The organism is Bacillus sp. AFS073361, assembly GCF_002567005.1.
Lineage (GTDB): Bacteria > Bacillota > Bacilli > Bacillales > Cytobacillaceae > Neobacillus.
Genome location: NZ_NUZU01000010.1, coordinates 141,775 through 162,194, shown reverse-complemented (window position 1 = coordinate 162,194; position 20,420 = coordinate 141,775). Strand labels below are relative to the sequence as shown.

The following is a 20,420-nucleotide window of genomic DNA, read 5'->3' as shown; positions in this document are numbered from 1 at the left end:
TTTCTAGAATTAAACAAGTCCTAACAATTTGCCGCCTTGATAGATGATCAAAGAAAGCACATAAGCAATTGCAAATGCATAAATCATAGAAAAAGCTGTCCATTTTTTTGAATTTGTTTCTTTATAGATCGTTGCTACTGTCGCAAGGCATGGGATGTATAACAAAATGAAAACCATGAAACTATAGGCAGCAAGCGGAGTATAATAGTCCGCCAATAACCCTTGCAAACTTGCATCATTCGGAACAAAATAAATAATATTCATGGTAGATATAATGGCCTCTTTTGCCAAGAACCCTGTAATTAACGAAGCGGATGCCTGCCATGTTCCAAATCCAATTGGATCAAAAATTGGGGCAATCATATTCCCAATCGCGGCTAAATAACTATCATCCATGTCAACCTTTAAACCATTGGGGCCAGCATAAGATAATAACCAGATAAAGACAGAACCCGCAAAAATAAATGTTCCAGCTTTTCTAACAAACCCTTTTCCTTTATCCCAAGTACTCCTCCACAGTGATTGAAACTGGGGAAGACGGTAAGGGGGCAGTTCTATAACAAATAATGAAGTTTCCGATTTTAGTAATGTAGACGAAAAGATTTTAGCTAAGACCAATGCAACTACAATCCCAAGGACATATAGGCTTAGCACAACTAAAGCCTTATTTCCTGCAAAAAAAGCTCCAACAAATAACGCATACACGGGTAATCGTGCTGAACAGGACATTAACGGGGTAAGCAATATGGTAACCAGCCTTTCCCGTGGTGTCTCTATTGTTCTGGCAGCCATTATTCCTGGTACATTACAACCGAAGCCAATCATCATAGGGATAAATGCCTTCCCATTTAACCCAACTGACTCCATAATTCGGTCCATTACCAATGCAACACGGGCCATGTACCCGGAATCTTCTAATAAAGAAATAAAGAAAAATAGGATAAAAATTTGCGGCACAAATACGAGTACGCCGCCTACCCCAGCAACTAAACCATCAATAATTAATGCATGAATAAAATTAGAAGCATGAATGGCGTTTAAAACCGACTCAAATCCTGTCGTAATGGGCCCTGTTAAAAATCCGTCCAAAGCATCAGATAATGGTGTTCCGAGCCAATCAAAAGTCAGCATAAACATGACATACATAAGCAGTAAGAAAATAGGCATTCCTAAAAAGCGATTGGTAACGATCATATCAATTTTCTCAGAAAGCGGAATGTTAAAGTTACTTTTTACGGCCACTTCGACAACGATTTTTTCTATTGCTTCTCTTCTTTTTTGATAAATATAGTTTGCTAATGATTTTACATTATAAAGTGTTTGTAAGGTTGACTCCAAGTTAACAATTAGATCATTAAGCTTTTTCTCGCCAACAATAATATTTACATAGTTTCTAACATATTCATTACCTTCAAAATATTGAATAGCTAGAAATCGTCCAGAAAGGTTGGTTTTGCCATGAATCTCAGCCGTCAAAGCAACAATTGCAGCTTCTACCTCTTTACCATAGTAAATAAGATTCTTTTTAGCAGGCTGGATTGATTGAGTCGATATGACATCAACTAATTTATCACAGCCCTTTCCATTTCTCGCCACAACAGGAACAACCGGTACTCCGAGAAGCTCAGAAAGTTTAGATGTATCAATTTGAATTCCGCGTTTATTTGCTACATCGACCATATTAAGTCCAATAAATGCTGGTTTTTCAAACTCAAGCAATTGCAAGGTTAGATGTAAATTTCGTTCTAATTGTGAAGCATCTAATATATTTAGCAGGCGGTCCACTGATTCATTAAGAAAGAAGGATGTAACTACCCCTTCATCCTTCGATAAGGGATTAAGTGTATAGACACCAGGTAAATCAGTCAAATGACCAATATTATTTTTAAAAACACCAACTTTTTTTTCAACTGTGACACCGCTCCAATTACCAACATACTCATAGGAACCTGTTAGATTATTAAATAATGAAGTTTTCCCAGTATTAGGATTTCCAATAAGTGCGATGTCCATTATATTCTCTCCACTTTCATTCGAACTGCTTCTCTACGGCGAATACCCACACATTGTCCGCAAGATTCAATCATAATTGGACCGCCAAATGGCATGACACACTTTACACACACTTCAGAGCCTTCAGTAATCCCTAAGTCAAGTAATCGTCTTTGTACCAGGTGACCTACAAGAGAAATATCAATAATTTTCCCTTTATCTCCTACTTTTAATGAACCAAACATGTATATCACCCTATCTCCACTAATTGAGAATGATTATCTTTCTTGTATTTTAACACTTTTTTGAGTTAAAAAGCTTAATAAATTTGTCAAAAGTTTGAAGAATTTTCATGAATCAACGACAATCGCTTTATAAAAAAAATAGAAAAGAGCTTGAAGCCCTTTTCCATTCGTATTACTTATAAATGTTATTTTGAAAATAATCTCTTTGGTACCGCACTCATTACAATGATGATAATGATTGCACTGATGATAAAGCTTGGCAGCATGAATGTTCCATTATATAGGAGTGAGTAAATGGCCACCGGCTGTCCCTTTGGCGCATATTCACCGAAGAACACGATGCCAGAAATAACATGGCAGATGTATCTTAAGGCACTTCCTAAGAATGCACCGATAATCACATATGTCATCCACTTACCTTTTTCATTTTTGGATATCGCCTCCTTCACCAGACCAGTAAAGACACCCGCTAACCCTACAACTGTAAAGGCAAGAAAATAATCAATAAATCCTTGTAAGAATGTGTATACTTGAGCGAATCCAAGGATAACCTGCAATAAACCTAGTAAAAATCCTGTTAACAAGCCGCCTTTTATCCCCCAACGATAAGCAATTAAGAAGATAGGTACCATGGCAATTGACACCGAACCTCCCTGTGGCCATATCTTTAAAGATAGAATTCCGGCTAGAAAATCCAATAAATAAGCTAAAGCAGAAAAAACTGCCACCTCAGCGATAAATAATGTGTTGCTTCTTTTTTGATTCACAACGTCTCCCCCAATTTTTGGACTCGTTAGAAGTCTTCCTATTACAAGATGTGCAATAAAATAAAGAACAAAAAAAGCAATGCACGACGCTAAGGATTGTCTGCATTGCTTTCATAATCGGCAAACCACATCCCTACGCTAGTGTTAACTAACAGGTTCATAGGGTCAGAACTTAACCGTTCACTCTCAGCCGCAAGAATAGCAGCTCCCCCTGTGGAAGTATTCAATTGTTTCCATAGAAAAAAATATACTCTTCTTTATTCACATTTACAAGGAAAATATACTTTCTTATCGTTATTATTACCTAGTCGAATCAGCAATTAAGACTATATGAATAAAATTCAAGACTTTTATTTTAAAATAAAGGAGGTATTTCTATTTATGTCTCGAATAAGTACAGTAAGGAGTTTTTTGTCAATAACATAGGGGGAAGACGGCATGTTCACGGAAAACCAAACAGATTTAATTGATTTTTTCAATCAAAATAAACAGAAATTAATTCAAGATTGGGAAAATGCCATTGTTACCACTAATACGGATCCTTTTAAGTTAAAAATTCACGAAAACGGCGAGGCTCTGCTCGATGTTTTACTTAATATGCATAAAATGACGGAAAAAGACCTTTTAGACATAATTGAAAAACTTGCTATTGAAGTATCGGAAGAAAGAGTTTTGGCTGATATTAACCTTGGTGATTTTGTTTATAATGTTAATCTTGGCAGAACAGTTCTATACAGCCATTTAAGTATTACTGGGATTCCATGGGCAGCCATGCAGGAAGCATTAAACAATGTAAATTTTTGTTTCGATAAATTTTTATACTATGCTGTTTCCCATTACTCAGAAGCAAAAAACAAAATTATTGAAGAAAAAACAATGCACATTGATTCTACACATCAGGATCGATTAACATTGCTTGGGCAAATGACCTCAAGCTTTATTCATGAGTTTAGAAACCCCTTGACATCTGTTCAAGGATTTATCCAATTACTGAAAGCTGATCATCCGGAGATGAAATATTTAGATATCATTTCAAGTGAATTGGATCAACTTAATTTTCGTATATCACAATTTCTCCTTCTGTCAAAAAAGGAGTTAATTGGTAAAGAAAAGGATAACTTCAATTTAAATACATTAGTGGAGGAAGTCTTAAACTTCCTATATCCAAGCATACTTGATGGAAAAGTAAAAATAAGAAAAGAACTCAGTGAAGATATTACTCTTAATGGGTATGCAGATGAAATTAGACAGGTATTAATTAATATCATCTTTAATGCGATTGATGTTTTGAATCATGCTGAGAATCCGAATCCTACAATCGAGATCAATAGCAGTCTACAACATCAGTTCATCAAAATTAATATTTCCAACAATGGGCCTGTGATTCCTGCTGAACTTAGAAAATCCATTTTCGAACCATTTTTTACGACGAAAAAACTAGGTACAGGTCTCGGCTTGTTTGTTTGCAAGGAAATTATTGAAAAACATAAGGGAAATTTAGAATGTGATTCATCTCCAGATAAAACTACATTCTCGATTCTCTTACCGGTTGCAGCCCTAACCTAATCTTATATACAAGTAATTTTATAGCTAGAATAACCAATCCCACTTTATATAAAGCAGGGATTTTTTTATTTCTTAATATTAAGTCTTCCCGATAACAACCTGCTTTGCATATGATGAACTAAAAATTTTTTATCGGGAGATTTGACTAATGTTTACATTAAGGGTTGATAATGATATTGAACTCCAGCTATTTCAACAACATCACGCATCAAGTCTTTATCAAATGGTGGAGGAAAACCGTGAACATCTGCGTGAATGGCTGCCATGGGTGGATAGCATGAAATCCCCGTATCAGTTTGAATCCATTATTCCGATATGGCTAAATCAATTTGCAGAAAATAGTGGATTTAATGTGGGGATCGTCTATAAAGGTGAGTTGGTAGGCTCAATTAGCTTACAACAAATAGATTGGCACAACCGAATGACAAGTATCGGATATTACCTTTCAAAAAAGGCAGAAGGTCATGGAATAATGACTCGATCCGTTCAGTTCCTGCTTAACTATGCATTTTTCCAATTAGGTTTAAATCGTGTTGAAATCCGCTGTGGTATCAAAAACAAAAAAAGCCGTGCCATACCTGAAAGACTCGGTTTTATAAAAGAAGGTATCATTAGAGAAGGCGAACAATTATACGGCCGCTTTCATGACCTTTTTATTTACAGTATGCTTGCCCGGGACTGGAACAAACGAGTTCTTATTTAAATAAAAAACTGACTATCAGTTTCATGGATGTTGCCGAATTGGCAGCATTTTTTCTGTTCGATTTGCTAATAGATTTTTTTTTTGAAATAATGTTTAGAGACCAACGGAAGTGAGGTGGCATACCTTACACCTGTAAGGTGATAGATGATTTGGATGAATGTATTAATTATTGTTATCCTAATAGCCTTTACCGCCCTTTTTGTTGCTTCAGAATTTGCGATGGTAAAGGTTCGATCCACAAGAATTGATCAATTATTATCGGAAGGTAATCCAAAAGCAGAAGCAGCTAAGAAGGTAATTTCAAATTTGGATGGTTATTTATCCGCCACCCAGGTGGGCATTACAATTATCTCCCTTATTTTAGGCTGGCTCGGGGAGCCTACTATTCGGGAACTGTTAGATCCAGTTTTTGACCTAATTCATATCCCTTTATCACTTAAACACATTATTTCGTTTATCCTTGCTTTCATTGTCATCACTTTTTTCCATGTCGTCATTGGTGAATTATCACCCAAAACGATTGCGATTCAGAAAGCAGAAGAAATTCTCTTGTTTTTTGCTCGACCGTTAATTTTGTTTCATAAATTGATGTACCCGTTTATTTGGATACTAAATAGGTCGGCGCGGTTTGTTACTGGACTTTTCGGGGTACAGCCCGCATCCGAGCACGATATTGTCCTTTCTGAAGAAGAATTAAGATTAATTCTCTCACAAAGTTATGAAAGTGGTGAAATTAACCAATCTGAATATCGATATATGGACCGAATATTCGAATTTGATAATCGGGTTGCTAAAGAAATTATGGTTCCCAGAACTGAACTCGTAACACTTTCAAAAGATGCATCCATGGAAGAAATTATTGAAATCGTTAAGGAAGAAAAGTATACAAGATATCCACTTATTGATGGTGACAAGGATAATATTTTAGGGGTTATTAACATAAAAGAAGTCTTAACAGATTGTATCCAGCAAAAATGCACTGGAGACCGACCGTTGCTTCCCTATCTAAAACCCGTTATTCATGTCATTGAAACCATACCGATTCAGGAACTTCTGCTCAAACTGCAAAAAAATCGTTCCCATATGGCTGTTTTATCGGATGAATATGGCGGGACAGCAGGTATTGTCACGGTTGAAGACATACTCGAAGAAATTGTTGGTGAAATACGCGATGAATTTGACTTGGATGAGCTTCCTCTTATCCAGAAAAAAAATGATGGACATTTTATTTTAGATGGTAAAGTTTTAATTAGTGAAGTAAACGACCTTCTCGGTACCACACTGGATGAGGAAGATGTCGATACGATTGGCGGCTGGTTTTTAACACAAAAATTTGATGTACATAAAGGTGACTCCATTGAACATGAAGATTTTGTATTTCAAATTCAGGAGATTGAAGGACACCATATCTTGTACATAGAGGTTTTTAAAGCAGATTCAGATGAAAAACAAACAGATGCTGCTCTTGAGTAGGATCTGTTTGTTTTTCATCTAAATTTTTGTAATATTTCGTCTTTATTGTTCATATTCACTATGTTTCTCCATAAAATATAGTTATCAACTAATATACTAACCAGAACGTTTGACTGTATAGTTCAAATTCTTTATAATTATTGTTAATTTATTAAATTGTCGAGGTGGTATGATGACCATTAGACGAGATTAGGAGAAAACTAGAAATTAATTCAAGGAAATAAGAGCCAATTTTTTTATCAAACTGGGAGGTGACTCCTTACCTGTCTAAAAACAGGATAAGGGAACTTATTTGGACATATTTAACTTGGTTATTATAGCCATTTTAATTGCGTTAACTGCTTTTTTTGTTGCTTCAGAATTTGCAATTATCCGAATTAGGAGCTCAAGAATTGATCAGTTAATTGAAGAGGGAAATTCGAGTGCAGTGACATCTAAAAGAGTAATATCTAATCTGGATGAATACCTTTCGGCCTGTCAGCTGGGAATAACCATCACAGCCCTTGGTTTAGGTTGGCTAGGTGAATCAACTTTTGAAAAGATTCTCCATCCAATATTCGAAAGTCTGAATATTCCAGCAAGCTTTAACCAAGTATTATCTGTTGGCTTTGCATTTGCAGCAATTACCTTTTTACATGTAGTTGTAGGGGAACTTGCTCCTAAAACATTAGCAATTCAGAAGGCAGAATGGATTACTTTGTTGGTGGCACGTCCGCTTGTACTATTTTACAAGGTAATGTATCCCGTTATTTGGCTGCTTAATGGCTCTGCACGAATTACGACTAAATTTTTCGGTCTTAAGCCTGTATCAGAAAATGAAATTGCACATACAGAGGAAGAACTTCGAATTATCCTTTCTGAAAGCTACAAAAGTGGTGAAATTAACCAATCTGAGTTTAAGTATGTAAATAAAATTTTTGAATTTGATAACCGTATTGCCAAAGAAGTTATGGTTCCAAGAACAGAAATCGTATCCTTATCTAAAGAAGATACACTTGAAACCTTTCTTCAGGTATTACGCGAGGAAAAATTTACACGATATCCCATCATTGATGGGGATAAGGACCATATAATCGGTCTTATCAATATAAAAGAAGTAATGACAGATATAATTGGCAATGAAAAACTATCAGAGCGGACACTGGAAAACTATACTCGACCAATTATTAGAGTAATAGAGACGATTCCAATCCATGACCTATTAGTAAAAATGCAAAAAGACCGCGTTCACATGGCAATATTAATGGACGAATATGGTGGTACTTCGGGACTTGTAACCGTTGAAGATATCCTCGAAGAAATTGTTGGGGAAATTCGTGATGAATTCGATATGGACGAAATTCCAGAGGTACGCAAAATTAAAGAGCACCACTATATTATTGACTCTAAAGTTTTAGTTAGTGAGGTTAATGACCTTTTGGGAGTAGAAATTGACGATGAAGATGTGGATACAATTGGCGGCTGGATTCTAACCGAAAATTACGAAGCTAAAGAGGGCGATGTCCTCCTTCATGACACTTATTCCTTTAAAATTCTTGATATGGAAGAGCATCATATTCGTTATATTGAGGTCACGAAAAACGCCAGTAATGATGCCAGTAATGACGAGAATGTTAGTCAACAAGTTTCAATATCCAATTCAGAAGTGCTTTCTTAAAACATTCTACCAGACGGATTTTTACCCGTCTGGTTTTTTATATGATTCCACAGGACCTTAGACCCAGCAAACGTTTTCTAACTAAAAACAATGAGGACCAGATTTTTATCAATCTGATCCTTTAACCCGCTTCCTGCAATGATTATCTAGATTTAAATATAATCATTTCCTCTTCTATTTTAGCAATTTTAACTAAATGAGAATCAAGCCGTCGGTTGATATGTTGAATTTCGTTACTATGTGTTTCTTCAATGCGTTGAAGCGATTCCTTGATATCAGAAAGGTCAATTTGATTTACTTCTACACGGTGTTCTATGCTATCCATTTTTTCAAGCCGGGATAACCGTCTTTCAATACTTTCTAATGTTTCATTTAAGGTACGGAATAAACTTTTTATGTCATTAACATTATCTGTTAGCTTATCGATTTCTTGTACCATCGGAGGTCCCCCCTTCGTTCTTGCCCTTATCTTATCATTATTTTCACTATAAATATGTTACAATATCAGCAACACTTGATTGAAGTGAACAATGATTTAAATTTTCCAAACCCTTAATACATATCCCCCGCATCCACACTTTTATCCATATATTCCTCCATTAAAGTACTATTTATTAGTTATTAAAACCTTTTTTGAAAAAAAAGTTGTGATTCTTTGCACACAAGTGAACGTTTTAAGAAAAATAAATGAACATTTTAAAAAATCTTAATATCGAAGGACCTGTCCGTGAATAAAATCACATGCAAAACTATATAAAAGTTATAATCTTTCATTATAGGGAAATGGAAACAGACGATACTAGCTTAAACCAAGACATCCATTTCTTTCCTTATTGGATCAATACTTAATAGGAAAAGGTTGGTGCTTTTAGATGTTCATTTCTATTGATGAAAGAGCTGCCACATGGTTTACAAATGAATTCGAATTTAACAAACCATTTTGTATTCGGATGTTTCCACAATACGCTGGGTTTGGAATAAAGCATAAAGGCTTTACCCTTGCTTTTTCAGCGGAATCCCCTGTTCATGTTGGATATTCTAAAGAAATTAATGGGATTACCTTCTTTGTTGAAGAAAATGATGTTTGGTTCTTTGAAGATACTAAAACATCCTTAACTATGGATAACCATCTAGATGAAATTATGGTCACATACCACAAACTCCCAAGCTTAGCGGTAAATTAATTCGATATTAAGACAATAAAAAACAAGCCAGCATTTATTTATGTGGCTTGTTTTTTATCTATGAGTTTGGATTGGATATTAATTCACTTGTTTGTCGAGGCCTGGCGGGAGTAATTTTTCACTTTCAAATACTTTACCAAGTTTTTCCTCCCCCTGTGTGAAGGTTACAGTAGCTGCATCAAAATTAGGGGTTTCCTTTTTTAATTCATCTGCTTTAGCTTGGTATGAAGCCGCAAAATCCTTAATCGCCGCATCAAGATCAGCTTTTTTATCTTTTAATGATGCAGGAATTTGATAAGTATTTAATTCGGCTGCAACCGAAGCTGCCGATTCACTTGCTTTAGCTCGATCTTCAGCATTCGGTAATTCCTCAGGTGTTGCATCTTCTTTAGTTGCCTTTGCAACATAAGCATTTAAATCTGCATCTTTTGCGTTAATTTTATTACCAAGATCCATATAAAATCTGACTAATTCCTTTTTTACATCTACTTTAGATGCTGTTTTTTCCGTTGTTTCCTTCTTGTCTGTTTTTGCTTCATCATTGCTTGAGCAGGCAGATAAGCCAATAGCCATCATAATCGCTGACACAAATAACAAGAACTTTTTCATTTCCATTACTCCCTAATTTGCTATTTTTGAAACCTAGTTCATTTTACAATATTTTATTATATTAAAAAAGCATTAAGTGTTTCCGTCATAAGATTTAGCAAATAATCCAATAATAAGTAATTTTTTTTGCTTTTTTTTTAGTAAAATTGAGATAATAGCAATAGACAATAATATTTCTCAAAAATGAGGGGTTTCAAAGATGGTAAAAAGTAAGAATAAAAAAACACAGCATTTAGCAACCATTTTCCTTGTTGTGATGGGGATCGGCTTTCTAGCCACAATTCCAATAAAAGAGTCAATCTGGGGAATTATCCTGCAGGGGGGATTTGAAGCGGGTCTAGTAGGTGGACTTGCCGATTGGTTTGCCGTAACAGCATTATTCAGGCATCCACTAGGTATTCCAATACCACATACAGCCCTGCTGCCAAAAAATCGGAATAGAATTATCGCTGGAATCATTTCCATGTTAGAAAATGATTGGCTCACCAAAGAAAGCATCCGTAGAAAAATTGAGACCATTAATTTTACTGATAAAATATTTGACATCATTGACAATGAATTACCTTCTCCAGCAGTCCAAAAGAATTTCATCACGATGGCTAAACATTTGCTAAAAATTTTTGATATATCAAGATTTGCTCCACTGCTAGAAGAAGAAATAAAAGATAGAATCCACGAAATCGATAGTAAGAATTTTCTTCCTTTGCTAATAGACCAAGTTAAGATCAGAAATTATGATGAAAAAGCTCTTGATTACTTACTTAAAGAAGTTGATGAATGGGCAAGAAAGGATAGTACAAAGTATAAACTCGGCGGGCTTGCGGTCGATGCTGTCGAAAATATTAAAGCGGATGGATTTATGCAATTCGCCTTAAAATCGTTTAGTAATTTGGTTAACGAAGAGAAATTAGGGAGTATAATCCAAAGCCTTATTTTAAAAGGGGTAGCTAGCTTCAAAGACCCGCTAAATCAAAATCGCCAAACATTAATGATTCATATTGACCATAAACTGCAATCGTTAAAAAATGATCAGAAGGTCTACGATGAACTTAATAATCTTAAAACACAACTGGTTGATAAATGGAATCTCCAAGAACAAATTACTAGCTTATTAGCTCAGATAGAACAAAGAGCTTATGGTTTTATTGATAAACCCAACTTTTATGATGACTTTCTCCTGCCAATTGTTAAAAATGGCTTAGATGGGATCAAATCAGATCCAGAAAAAATTCTTGCGATTGAAGCCTGGATTAAGAACCATATTTCTAGTTTTGTTGATAAAAATCACTCAAAAATTGGCATACTTGTCAAAGAAAATTTAGAAAAACTGGATGATAAAACACTCATTAAAATGGTTGAAACAAACGTTGGAAAAGACCTTCAATGGATCCGAGTAAATGGTGCGGTCTGTGGATTCTTAATAGGGCTTGTCTTAGTTGGTATTAAAGCGATTTTTTAATTCTCTACCAAAAAGCTGCAAAGTGTGCAGCTTTTTTTTATTAAATTCTTATTTTGTCCTCTTAAATCAAAGTTCTTTTTCAGAAAAATCCTACATATTTACTACTGTAGTCATACTTCTAACGTAAAAAGGAGGCTGAAAAATGGCAATAAGGTTAATTAAAATTTCTGTGGTGTATTTTGTCATTGGGGTTTGCATGGGTATGTATATGTCTATGAAGGAAAGTTTTGACTTCACCCCTGTTCATGCCCATATTAACCTATTAGGTTGGCTGACTATGGCTGTTGCTGGTCTCATCTACGTTGGTTTTCCAAGTGCTGCAGAAACAACACTCGCAAAGGTTCACTTCTGGATTCATAATATTTCTTTACCTATTATGATGATAGGACTCTCGTTTTTAGTATCTGGGACCGAAAGTGCTGCGCCTGCAGTGGCTACTGGAGGTACATTGATGGTATTAGGAATCATTGTCTTTGCCATTAACATTCTTAAAAATGTAAGGAGTTAGCTGCTCTTTTAGTACTTTTCGATATTTTACAATGTACAACAAAAGACGCCATCTTTTTGGCGTCTTTTCATTTCTAGCGGTAAGTTTCTAATAATTTTCTTCTAAGTTTGTTCTTTTCTTCATCCGATATCTTGTAGTTATAGTTATAAATAGCCCCTTCCCAATCTCCATACATCGGGTTGGGAAAGAGGATTAATTTTTCCCCAAATTCTTCCCTATACTTATCGACCATCTCATTTCTTTTTGTAAATGATAATTTATCAAATTCACTGAAGTCCCCGAGGTTATCACCAAATAATAAAAGAATTTCATGTGTTTTCGCCACTTGACGGCGGCGTGTTTCTTTCCCAACTTCACCAGGTTGAATTAATAATACATGATCAACATCCGCTTGTGGCGCACCCACACTTTGCAAATTCTTAATCGAAGCATCTTTTTGTGATTCATAACGGTTGGAAATGTAAAAAATCTCCACTCCTAACGATTTTGCGTACTGCAAAAATTCAATGGCACCCGGCAGTGGTTTTGCTTCAGCCCGCTTAAACCATTCATTCCAATTAAAAGGTATTTTCCGTCCGGCCAACACATACCATGCTTGGTGCGGACTGTTATCTAGTATGGTCTCATCGATATCAAGGACAATTGCTGGTTTCAAGGCATTCCTGCCCCTTCTTTCACTCAGGATTTTGTCCAATCTCATTTTTCCAATGTTATAGCCTTGATAATATAAACCTTTTGCCTCCCCAGCTTTTTGAAACCAAAGCACGGACATCGTATTTTGTTCAGACAAACTAGCCATTGTTGCTGCTTGCGCGTGAAAATTGGTTAAAGAAATAATAAAAAATGTTGCAGTGATAATTTTTAGAATTCTATTCAATACCAACACCTATCCCTCATTTAATTTTCAATATTAGTATGTGACATAGCAATAATTCCAATCATCCATCGGGATTCTTCTTTTTTGCCACTTTACTTCTTTCTCTAGTTTCGATATATTTTACTTATCACCTGATAAGGTAATCATTATGAAGGGACCAAATTTAAATGAGCAAGATGAACATACAAGCGAAAGCAATAGATCCTAAGGAAACGTACCAATTGATTATTCATACTGCACGGAGCTTATTCATGGAGCTAGGTTATCGCGCCGTATCTACAAGACAAATTGCTCAGATTTGCGGTGTGACACAGCCGGCTATTTATCATCATTTTAAGAACAAGCAGTCACTGTATGTTGCTGTGATGCAGCAAACCCTTCATCAAACTGAACTTGACTTAAATGTACTCTTATCTAAGTTTACAACCTTTCAAGAAAGACTTACTCAAATGGCAATCTATATGACAGCGCATTTTGAAATGGATATGGGACAAATGTTTCACGATATTTCACATGAGCTGCATCCGAACGAACAACGCCACCTCTTTCAATCGTGGGCCAAGGCATTTTTAACACCTTTTGAGCAAATGATAAATGACGGGGTTTCAACGGGAGAAATTAAAAAACCTGAATTGATGAATACAAATACTACTGAAATAGCCTATTTGATATTAAATATTATTAAATCCATTCTAGAGCCAGAAAATACTACTAGAATCTCTACAGAGGAACGACAAAAAAAGGCCGAGGAAAAAACCAAATTAATGGTTGAAATTTTTATTAATGGAATTAGAGCATAATTTTATATTTTTTTACCCATTCCTTATCAATCGATAAGGAAAAAAGATCGGAGTGAACAAATTGGAAAAACAATGGTTTAAGAAGTATGGTAATGCTGTTAGTGGGAAGAAAGGCAGATGGGTCGTTCTTATTACATGGCTGATTCTTGCAGCCGTTTTAAATACCACTTTGCCACAAGCAAATTCTCAAAAGAATGAGATGGCAAAAAATCTAGAATCAACCACACCTTCACAACAAGCGAAAATTGTTGCAGAGAAAGAATTCCCGACAAGTTCAGGTACTCCGGCCCTGTTAACTTGGTATAAATCAACAGGAATTTCGGAAGGTGATCTTTCACTTATTCAAAAGTATTCCAAGGAATTAGACAAAAATCCAGTAGATTCACAGGATTCTATTGTACCTTTTTATCAATTCCCACTCCCTGTACTTAAACAGCAGCTTTCAGAGGATGGTACTACCTTAATTTTACCTATTACGTTTAAAAAGGATGCAGACAAGGAGCATATTGCTGATGGCATATTAACATTCAAAGAAAAAGCTGCTTCTATTTTTCCGGAGAATCCAAATAAAGCAAAAATGGGGGATAAAGATCAACTACTATTAAGAATTACTGGACCTGCAGGCGTTTCAACAGATGCAACAGCATTATTTAGTCAAGGAGACCTCTCCTTACTATTTGGAACAGTCGCTATTGTTCTCGTCTTATTACTACTAATTTATCGTTCACCGATTTTAGCTTTGATTCCATTATTAGGGGTTGGGATTGCCTATGGTGTCATAAGTCCCATTCTAGGTGGAATTGCAAAGGCTGGATGGATTGAGATGGACTCACAAGCCCTTTCGATCATGACAGTACTACTTTTTGGTGCAGGAACTGATTATTGTTTATTTCTCATTTCCAGATTTAGAAGTAATTTACTTGAGGAAAACAATAAGCTAACCGCTATGAAACTCTCATTAAAAGGCGCATCTGGTGCTATCGCAATGAGCGGGCTAACGGTTGTTTTCTCACTGCTAGTGTTATTACTATCTGAATACGGTGCGATCCACCGCTTCGCCATTCCATTTAGCTTATCTATACTAATCATGATGGCCGCTAGTCTAACGTTAATACCGGCACTCTTAAGTATTATTGGCAGAGCCTCCTTTTATCCGTTCATGCCGCTGACTAGGTCTATGCAAGAAGAACGCGCCAAAAAGAAAGGAAAAACACTACCGCCTCAAAATAATAAAGAGGGTTTTGGTGCACGACTAGGAAAACTTATCGTGAAAAAACCAATTGAGTTAATGGTAATTACGTTATTATTTCTAGGTATTTTTGCATTCTTTTCATCCAAAATTGTCTATACCTACGATACCCTTTCTTCTTTTCCAAAAGATATGCCATCAAGAGAAGGGTTCAAGATCATTTCAGAACACTTTAATCCAGGTGAACTAGCACCTGTTCAAGTAATCGTGCAAACTGATGGGAAATCAAACGCTGTAAAAGAAGATTTAGAGAAACTAACTTTCGTTGAAATAGTTTCTGAAGAGGAACAGGGAGTAAAAAATAGCAATATAATTAGCTATAATGTAGAAATGAATGTTAACCCATACTCAAATAAAGCAATGAGTCATATTCCAGACCTTCGCAAAACAGTAGAGAACAGCTTAAAAAATGCTGGAATTGTGAAAACATCTGATCATGTTTGGATTGGGGGTCTAACGGCTGAACAGTATGATACCAAACAGACAACCAATCATGATAGCAGCATCATTATTCCGATCGTTATTAGTATCATCGCTGTTTTGCTGCTTGTTTATCTTCGTTCAATTACAGCCACAGCTTATTTAATTGGAACGGTTCTATTATCATACTTTAGTGCACTTGGACTCGGTTGGGTACTACTTCATTATATTTTTGGAGTTGAAGCAATCCAAGGATTTATTCCGCTTTATGCCTTTGTTTTTATCGTGGCATTAGGGGAAGACTATAATATCTTTATGATTTCGAGTATATGGAAAAAAAGCAGGCTTTTGCCACTTCTACAAGCCATTAAGGAAGGTGTTGCTGAATCTGGCTCAGTTATCACTTCTGCTGGTTTAATTCTAGCTGGAACATTTGCGATATTAACAACCTTACCTATTCAAGTCCTTGTACACTTTGGAACAATTACTGCAATCGGTGTTTTATTGGACACCTTCATTGTACGACCATTACTTGTTCCATCCATCACCGTTTTACTGGGAAAATGGGCCTTCTGGCCGTCCAAAAGGGCCATGGCAGCTGTAAAAGAAAATTCAACGAATTAATATTTGCCATAAAAAAAGCAGTGGGGATCAAACTCTCCCACTGCTTTTGCTTATAGTAAACGATGATAATTTTTAGCTTACTCGTTCATCAACCTTATCCTGGTTTGAATTTCGTTTATGGAATCCTTTTGTATAGTAAACCGCGACCAAGAAAACTAAGAATAAAGGTCCAATAATTAGTGCAATCCGAGTATCTGGATTATACGCCATGAGACCAATGACGAAAGCTAAGAAGGCTAATGAAAGATAAGAAGTAAAAGGAAACAATGGCATCTTATATTTTAAAACCTTTTCCTCAGCCGGCTTTAAAGTTTTTCGATAGCGAATTTGCGATAAAAGAATAACTCCCCAAGTCCAAATCGCTCCAAAGGTTGCGATACTCGTTACCCAAGTAAAAACTTTTGCTGGGACAATATAATTTAAGACAACACCAATTAGTAATGCACCTGCAGAAGCTATGACTGCAACACCTGGAACACCACTTTTAGTTACTTTCGCGAAATTCTTAGGTGCCTCATCATGCTGTGCTAGATTAAATAACATCCTTGCCGTACTAAAAATTCCACTGTTACACGATGACAATGCTGCTGTAAGTACGACAAAGTTTATAATACCTGCTGCCCCCGGGATCCCAATTTGTTCAAAAGTAAGTACAAACGGACTGCCTTTTGTACCAATTTCCTCCCATGGATAGATGGACATGATCACGAATAATGCACCTACGTAAAAAATAAGAATACGCCAGAATACCGAATCAATGGCTCTTGAAAGAGACTTTTCAGGGTTTTTAACTTCCCCAGCTGTAACACCAATCATTTCAATTCCTAAATAGGCAAACATAACCATTTGTAAAGATAGCAAAACACCCTTAATTCCGTTCGGGAAAAGACCGCCATGTTCCCATAAATTCTTAATGCCGGTAGCGATTCCCCCGTTGCCAATTCCAAAGAAAATCATTCCAAGTCCAATGGCAATCATCGCAATAATCGTAACAATCTTAATAAGCGCAAACCAAAATTCTAATTCACCATACGCTTTTACAGCTAGAAAGTTGACCCCTGCCATGATCACAAGTGCTGAGAGTGCCCAGATCCAACGTGGAACATCTGGGTACCAATACTCCATGTAAATTCCTACAGCCGTGATTTCAGCCATGCATGTTACAACCCATAAAAACCAATAATTCCAGCCTGTGATATACCCAGCAAGTGGACCTAAATAATCCCTAGCATATTTACTAAAAGAACCAGCAACCGGTTTTTGAATCGCAATTTCGCCCAATGCACGCATGATAAAAAACATAATTAGTCCAGCAACCGCGTATCCAACCAAAATACCTGGCCCCGCCATTTTTATTGCGGTTGCAGATCCAAGAAATAGTCCCACCCCGATGGCTGCCCCTAAAGACATCAAGGTGATATGCCTTTCTTCCAAACCACGATGAAGCTCTTTACCCTGAGTGTTCTTACTCATATAAATCCCCCTTATAAATACACTTTAACACTTTCTCATCCCATAGAAATAATTTCTTTGCTTTTTTACTATAGCAATCTTAGTCTTCACTTTTAAGTCTTTTATTACTTAATCCTCCTTATTACCTAATTGTTACCGCTTTCAAAAAGAGTAATTATGAAAATATTTTCTCTTTTTGAATTACTCGGAATCATTTTAACATTATAGCACATTATTTATTTTGTAAAAATAAATGAAATTATCATATTTTTTTTGTAAAATTAAACAAAGGGATTTTTTATATTTTAATCTGGGGGTAATCGTTCTGAATACTAGACTACCTGATCCATTTAAGACTGCCTTCGAAAGCTTAGATGAATTTGCTGACCTTATTAGTCAGGTACTAATGTGCCCTATTACAATTGAGGATGCAAATCACCGTCTACTTGCCTATAGTACACACGATGAACGAACGGATCCTGCGAGAATTTCTACTATCATTGGACGAAGGGTGCCGGAAAAGGTTATTAATCAATTATGGAAAGAAGGAACAATTCCTGCTTTACTAAAGACCCAAGAACCGATCCGTGTGAAAAATATAAGTGACATCGGTCTTAACAATAGAGTCGCCATTTCGATTTGGAAACAAGACGAAGTGATTGGATTTATTTGGGCAATTGAAATTGATAAGGTTTTAACAGAAGGGGATTTTATTCTTTTAAAGAAAGCCGCGGATTCCGCAAAAAATAAACTATTACAGCTTCAGACGAGAAAGAACAAAAAAGAAGAACGTTCACAAGAATTCTTTTGGAAACTTTTAACAGGTCATCTTAAAGTAAAAGAGGAGATTTTCGATCATTTCCACTCACTACAATTAACGCCACCCGCCTTTTTTGCGGTTCTTGTTTTTCAGTTTCAGGAAAATATCACGAACAAAGTAGAGCAATCGATATCATATCTGTTAAAAACCAATCAAAGAATAAAAATTATTCTTTACACAATAGACTGCAATCAACTCATTCTAATGGTATCCACCACGACTATTGAGAACCCTTTCAATGAACTGGAACAATTTGCAAAATCCTTTGTTCTTCAAATGAGTGAGAGATATGGAATCAAAGAAATCAAACCAAGCTATAGCAGTATTTATGAGGATTTTCTACAAACAAGCAAGGCCTATAAAGAAACATTAGCTGTTTTAACAATTAAAGAAAAGTTCCCATTAGAGACTAAAGATATTTTTACCTATCAAAAGCTTGGCATCTATCAAATAGTAGATCTTATTTTAGAAAAAAGACAAACTGATGCCTATGAAAATTATGCCTTAAAAAGGCTTCATGAATACGATCAGAAACACAATAGCAACTTGGTCGAAACATTAGAGGTTTTCTTAAATAAAGATAACAACATAAATGATGCAGCTAAGGAACTAAATGTCCATGCTAATACATTAAACTATCGGCTTAAACGTATCACGGAAATTGGGGATATAAATTTAAGAGATCCTAATCAAAAGATGATTCTCTTCATAGATTTAAAGCTAGAAAAATATCAGGGGATTTGAACGGTTTGTGAAAATCCCCAAAAAGAATGATTATCTTTCTCTTTTCTAAACAAAGAAATTCTCTAGGAAACATTCTATACTTTAGCCATAGCAAGACACTTATATGTAACTAGGGGAGGAAATTAGATTATGTTTATTGGGGTACCTAAAGAAATTAAAAATAATGAAAATCGTGTAGCACTAACTCCTGCGGGTGTTGTTTCATTCTTAAATGCTGGCCATAAAGTATTAGTGGAAAAGGACGCAGGAATTGGAAGCGGTTTCACCGACGAAGCTTATGCTAAAGCTGGTGCTGAAATCATTGATAGCGCTGAGCAAGTATGGACTAAATCTGATATGATTATGAAGGTAAAAGAGCCTCTTTCAAGTGAATATAAGTACTTCCGTCAAGGTTTAATATTATTTACTTACTTACACTTAGCAGCAGAGCCAGATTTGGCTCAAGCTCTTAAAGATAAAGGTGTCATCGCGATTGCCTATGAAACTGTTTCTATGAACCGTACTCTTCCATTGCTTACCCCAATGAGTGAAGTGGCTGGTCGTATGGCTGCTCAAATTGGTGCGCAGTTCTTACAAAAGAATAATGGAGGCCTTGGCATTCTTCTTGCAGGCGTTCCAGGTGTTAACCGCGGAAAAGTTACTATTGTCGGCGGAGGAATTGTAGGAACCAATGCCGCAAAAATGGCTATCGGGTTAGGTGCAGACGTGACAATCATTGACTTAAGCGCAGATCGCCTTCGTCAATTAGATGATATTTTTGGAAATCAAATCAAAACATTAATGTCTAATCCTTTCAATATTGCCGAAGCAGTCGCAGAAGCTGACCTTCTTATCGGTGCTGTATTAATCCCTGGTGCCAAAGCACCTAAGCTTGTTACTGAAGAAATGGTTAAATCAATGAAACCTGGTTCAGTAATCGTCGATGTTGCAATTGACCAAGGTGGTATCGTTGAAACAATCGATCATGTAACAACACATGATAATCCAACATTTATCAAACATGGTGTTGTCCACTATTCAGTTGCAAATATGCCTGGGGCTGTACCTAGGACTTCAACAATGGCCCTTACAAATGTAACGGTACCATATGCATTACAGATCGCTAATAAAGGTGTTTTTAAAGCCATTTCTGAAAATGCTGCATTATATCTTGGGGTTAACGTGGCTAACGGTGAAATTACGTATGAAGCAGTGGCAAAAGATCTTGGCTATGATTATGTAACAGTAGAGAAGGCCCTAGAAAAAGAACTTGCTTCAATTTAATATAAGTA

At 36.0% G+C, this 20,420-nt stretch carries 18 protein-coding genes and 1 riboswitch; of the genes, 11 read left to right on the top strand and 7 right to left on the bottom strand.

The genetic code is table 11. The features are described from left to right. Positions 1 to 9 precede the first annotated feature (9 nt). The 3 genes from feoB to thiT all read right to left on the bottom strand — a co-directional run bounded on the left by feoB (position 10) and on the right by thiT (position 3,004). A complete protein-coding gene (feoB, locus tag COJ96_RS06475; protein ID WP_098572142.1) occupies positions 10 to 2,013 on the bottom strand; it encodes a ferrous iron transport protein B in 2,004 nt (667 codons plus the stop codon). Next, on the bottom strand, positions 2,013 to 2,237 hold the full coding sequence (locus COJ96_RS06470) for a FeoA family protein (RefSeq protein WP_098572141.1): 225 nt from the start codon (positions 2,235 to 2,237) through the stop codon (positions 2,013 to 2,015). Before COJ96_RS06470 ends, feoB begins: the two co-directional genes overlap by 1 nt. A 185-nt stretch (positions 2,238 to 2,422) precedes the next feature. Further along, complete coding sequence (gene thiT, locus COJ96_RS06465; RefSeq protein WP_098572140.1) at positions 2,423 to 3,004, bottom strand: energy-coupled thiamine transporter ThiT; 582 nt, start codon at positions 3,002 to 3,004, stop codon at positions 2,423 to 2,425. Positions 3,005 to 3,117: 113 nt separating this feature from the next. Further along, positions 3,118 to 3,226, bottom strand: a riboswitch (TPP riboswitch). A gap of 216 nt (positions 3,227 to 3,442) precedes the next feature. On the opposite strand from thiT, the gene COJ96_RS06460 reads away from it, so the two are divergent. The 4 genes from COJ96_RS06460 to COJ96_RS06445 all read left to right on the top strand — a co-directional run bounded on the left by COJ96_RS06460 (position 3,443) and on the right by COJ96_RS06445 (position 8,403). Continuing rightward, positions 3,443 to 4,570 (top strand): histidine kinase N-terminal domain-containing protein, encoded by a 1,128-nt coding sequence (locus COJ96_RS06460; protein WP_098572139.1) that lies wholly within the window; start codon positions 3,443 to 3,445, stop codon positions 4,568 to 4,570. A 148-nt stretch (positions 4,571 to 4,718) separates the two neighbouring features. Further along, positions 4,719 to 5,273 (top strand): GNAT family N-acetyltransferase, encoded by a 555-nt coding sequence (locus COJ96_RS06455; RefSeq protein WP_098572138.1) that lies wholly within the window; start codon positions 4,719 to 4,721, stop codon positions 5,271 to 5,273. Positions 5,274 to 5,417: 144 nt separating this feature from the next. Beyond that, on the top strand, positions 5,418 to 6,746 hold the full coding sequence (locus COJ96_RS06450; protein WP_098572137.1) for a hemolysin family protein: 1,329 nt from the start codon (positions 5,418 to 5,420) through the stop codon (positions 6,744 to 6,746). A 292-nt stretch (positions 6,747 to 7,038) separates the two neighbouring features. Then, entirely contained in the window at positions 7,039 to 8,403 is a 1,365-nt protein-coding gene (locus COJ96_RS06445) for a hemolysin family protein (RefSeq protein ID WP_098572136.1), read from the top strand. A gap of 142 nt (positions 8,404 to 8,545) precedes the next feature. Here the strand turns inward: COJ96_RS06445 and COJ96_RS06440 are convergent, their stop codons facing one another. Then, positions 8,546 to 8,842, bottom strand: coding sequence for a hypothetical protein (locus COJ96_RS06440; protein WP_098572135.1), 297 nt, complete (start codon positions 8,840 to 8,842; stop codon positions 8,546 to 8,548). 433 nt (positions 8,843 to 9,275) lie between these two features. Here COJ96_RS06440 and COJ96_RS06435 point away from each other — a divergent pair, with 433 nt between their 5' ends. Continuing rightward, a complete protein-coding gene (locus COJ96_RS06435; protein ID WP_098572134.1) occupies positions 9,276 to 9,587 on the top strand; it encodes a HesB/YadR/YfhF family protein in 312 nt (103 codons plus the stop codon). Between the two features lie 78 nt (positions 9,588 to 9,665). On the opposite strand, the gene COJ96_RS06430 is transcribed toward COJ96_RS06435, so the two are convergent. Then, positions 9,666 to 10,196, bottom strand: a complete 531-nt coding sequence (locus COJ96_RS06430) for a hypothetical protein (protein WP_098572133.1) — start codon at positions 10,194 to 10,196, stop codon at positions 9,666 to 9,668. A 199-nt stretch (positions 10,197 to 10,395) separates the two neighbouring features. On the opposite strand from COJ96_RS06430, the gene COJ96_RS06425 reads away from it, so the two are divergent. Further along, complete coding sequence (locus COJ96_RS06425; protein ID WP_098572132.1) at positions 10,396 to 11,655, top strand: DUF445 domain-containing protein; 1,260 nt, start codon at positions 10,396 to 10,398, stop codon at positions 11,653 to 11,655. A gap of 142 nt (positions 11,656 to 11,797) precedes the next feature. Beyond that, the gene (locus COJ96_RS06420) at positions 11,798 to 12,163 is read left to right on the top strand and encodes a cytochrome-c oxidase (RefSeq protein ID WP_098572131.1); all 366 of its coding nucleotides are present in this window, start codon (positions 11,798 to 11,800) and stop codon (positions 12,161 to 12,163) included. A gap of 73 nt (positions 12,164 to 12,236) precedes the next feature. On the opposite strand, the gene COJ96_RS06415 is transcribed toward COJ96_RS06420, so the two are convergent. Further along, the gene (locus tag COJ96_RS06415; RefSeq protein WP_373561660.1) at positions 12,237 to 13,040 is read right to left on the bottom strand and encodes a 5'-nucleotidase, lipoprotein e(P4) family; all 804 of its coding nucleotides are present in this window, start codon (positions 13,038 to 13,040) and stop codon (positions 12,237 to 12,239) included. 167 nt (positions 13,041 to 13,207) lie between these two features. Here COJ96_RS06415 and COJ96_RS06410 point away from each other — a divergent pair, with 167 nt between their 5' ends. Together COJ96_RS06410 and COJ96_RS06405 are read left to right on the top strand one after the other, a co-directional pair. Beyond that, the gene (locus COJ96_RS06410; RefSeq protein WP_098572130.1) at positions 13,208 to 13,840 is read left to right on the top strand and encodes a TetR/AcrR family transcriptional regulator; all 633 of its coding nucleotides are present in this window, start codon (positions 13,208 to 13,210) and stop codon (positions 13,838 to 13,840) included. Between the two features lie 61 nt (positions 13,841 to 13,901). Next, positions 13,902 to 16,133, top strand: coding sequence for an MMPL family transporter (locus COJ96_RS06405; protein ID WP_098572129.1), 2,232 nt, complete (start codon positions 13,902 to 13,904; stop codon positions 16,131 to 16,133). Between the two features lie 72 nt (positions 16,134 to 16,205). Here COJ96_RS06405 and alaP read toward each other — a convergent pair whose 3' ends face one another. Continuing rightward, on the bottom strand, positions 16,206 to 17,606 hold the full coding sequence (gene alaP, locus COJ96_RS06400; protein ID WP_098572128.1) for an alanine permease AlaP: 1,401 nt from the start codon (positions 17,604 to 17,606) through the stop codon (positions 16,206 to 16,208). 385 nt (positions 17,607 to 17,991) lie between these two features. Between alaP and COJ96_RS06395 the strand changes: the two genes are divergently transcribed. Continuing rightward, positions 17,992 to 19,149: a PucR family transcriptional regulator gene (locus COJ96_RS06395; protein ID WP_251456622.1), complete on the top strand. Its 1,158-nt coding sequence runs from the start codon at positions 17,992 to 17,994 to the stop codon at positions 19,147 to 19,149. A 129-nt stretch (positions 19,150 to 19,278) separates the two neighbouring features. Further along, the gene (gene ald / locus COJ96_RS06390; protein WP_098572126.1) at positions 19,279 to 20,412 is read left to right on the top strand and encodes an alanine dehydrogenase; all 1,134 of its coding nucleotides are present in this window, start codon (positions 19,279 to 19,281) and stop codon (positions 20,410 to 20,412) included. Positions 20,413 to 20,420 lie beyond the last annotated feature (8 nt).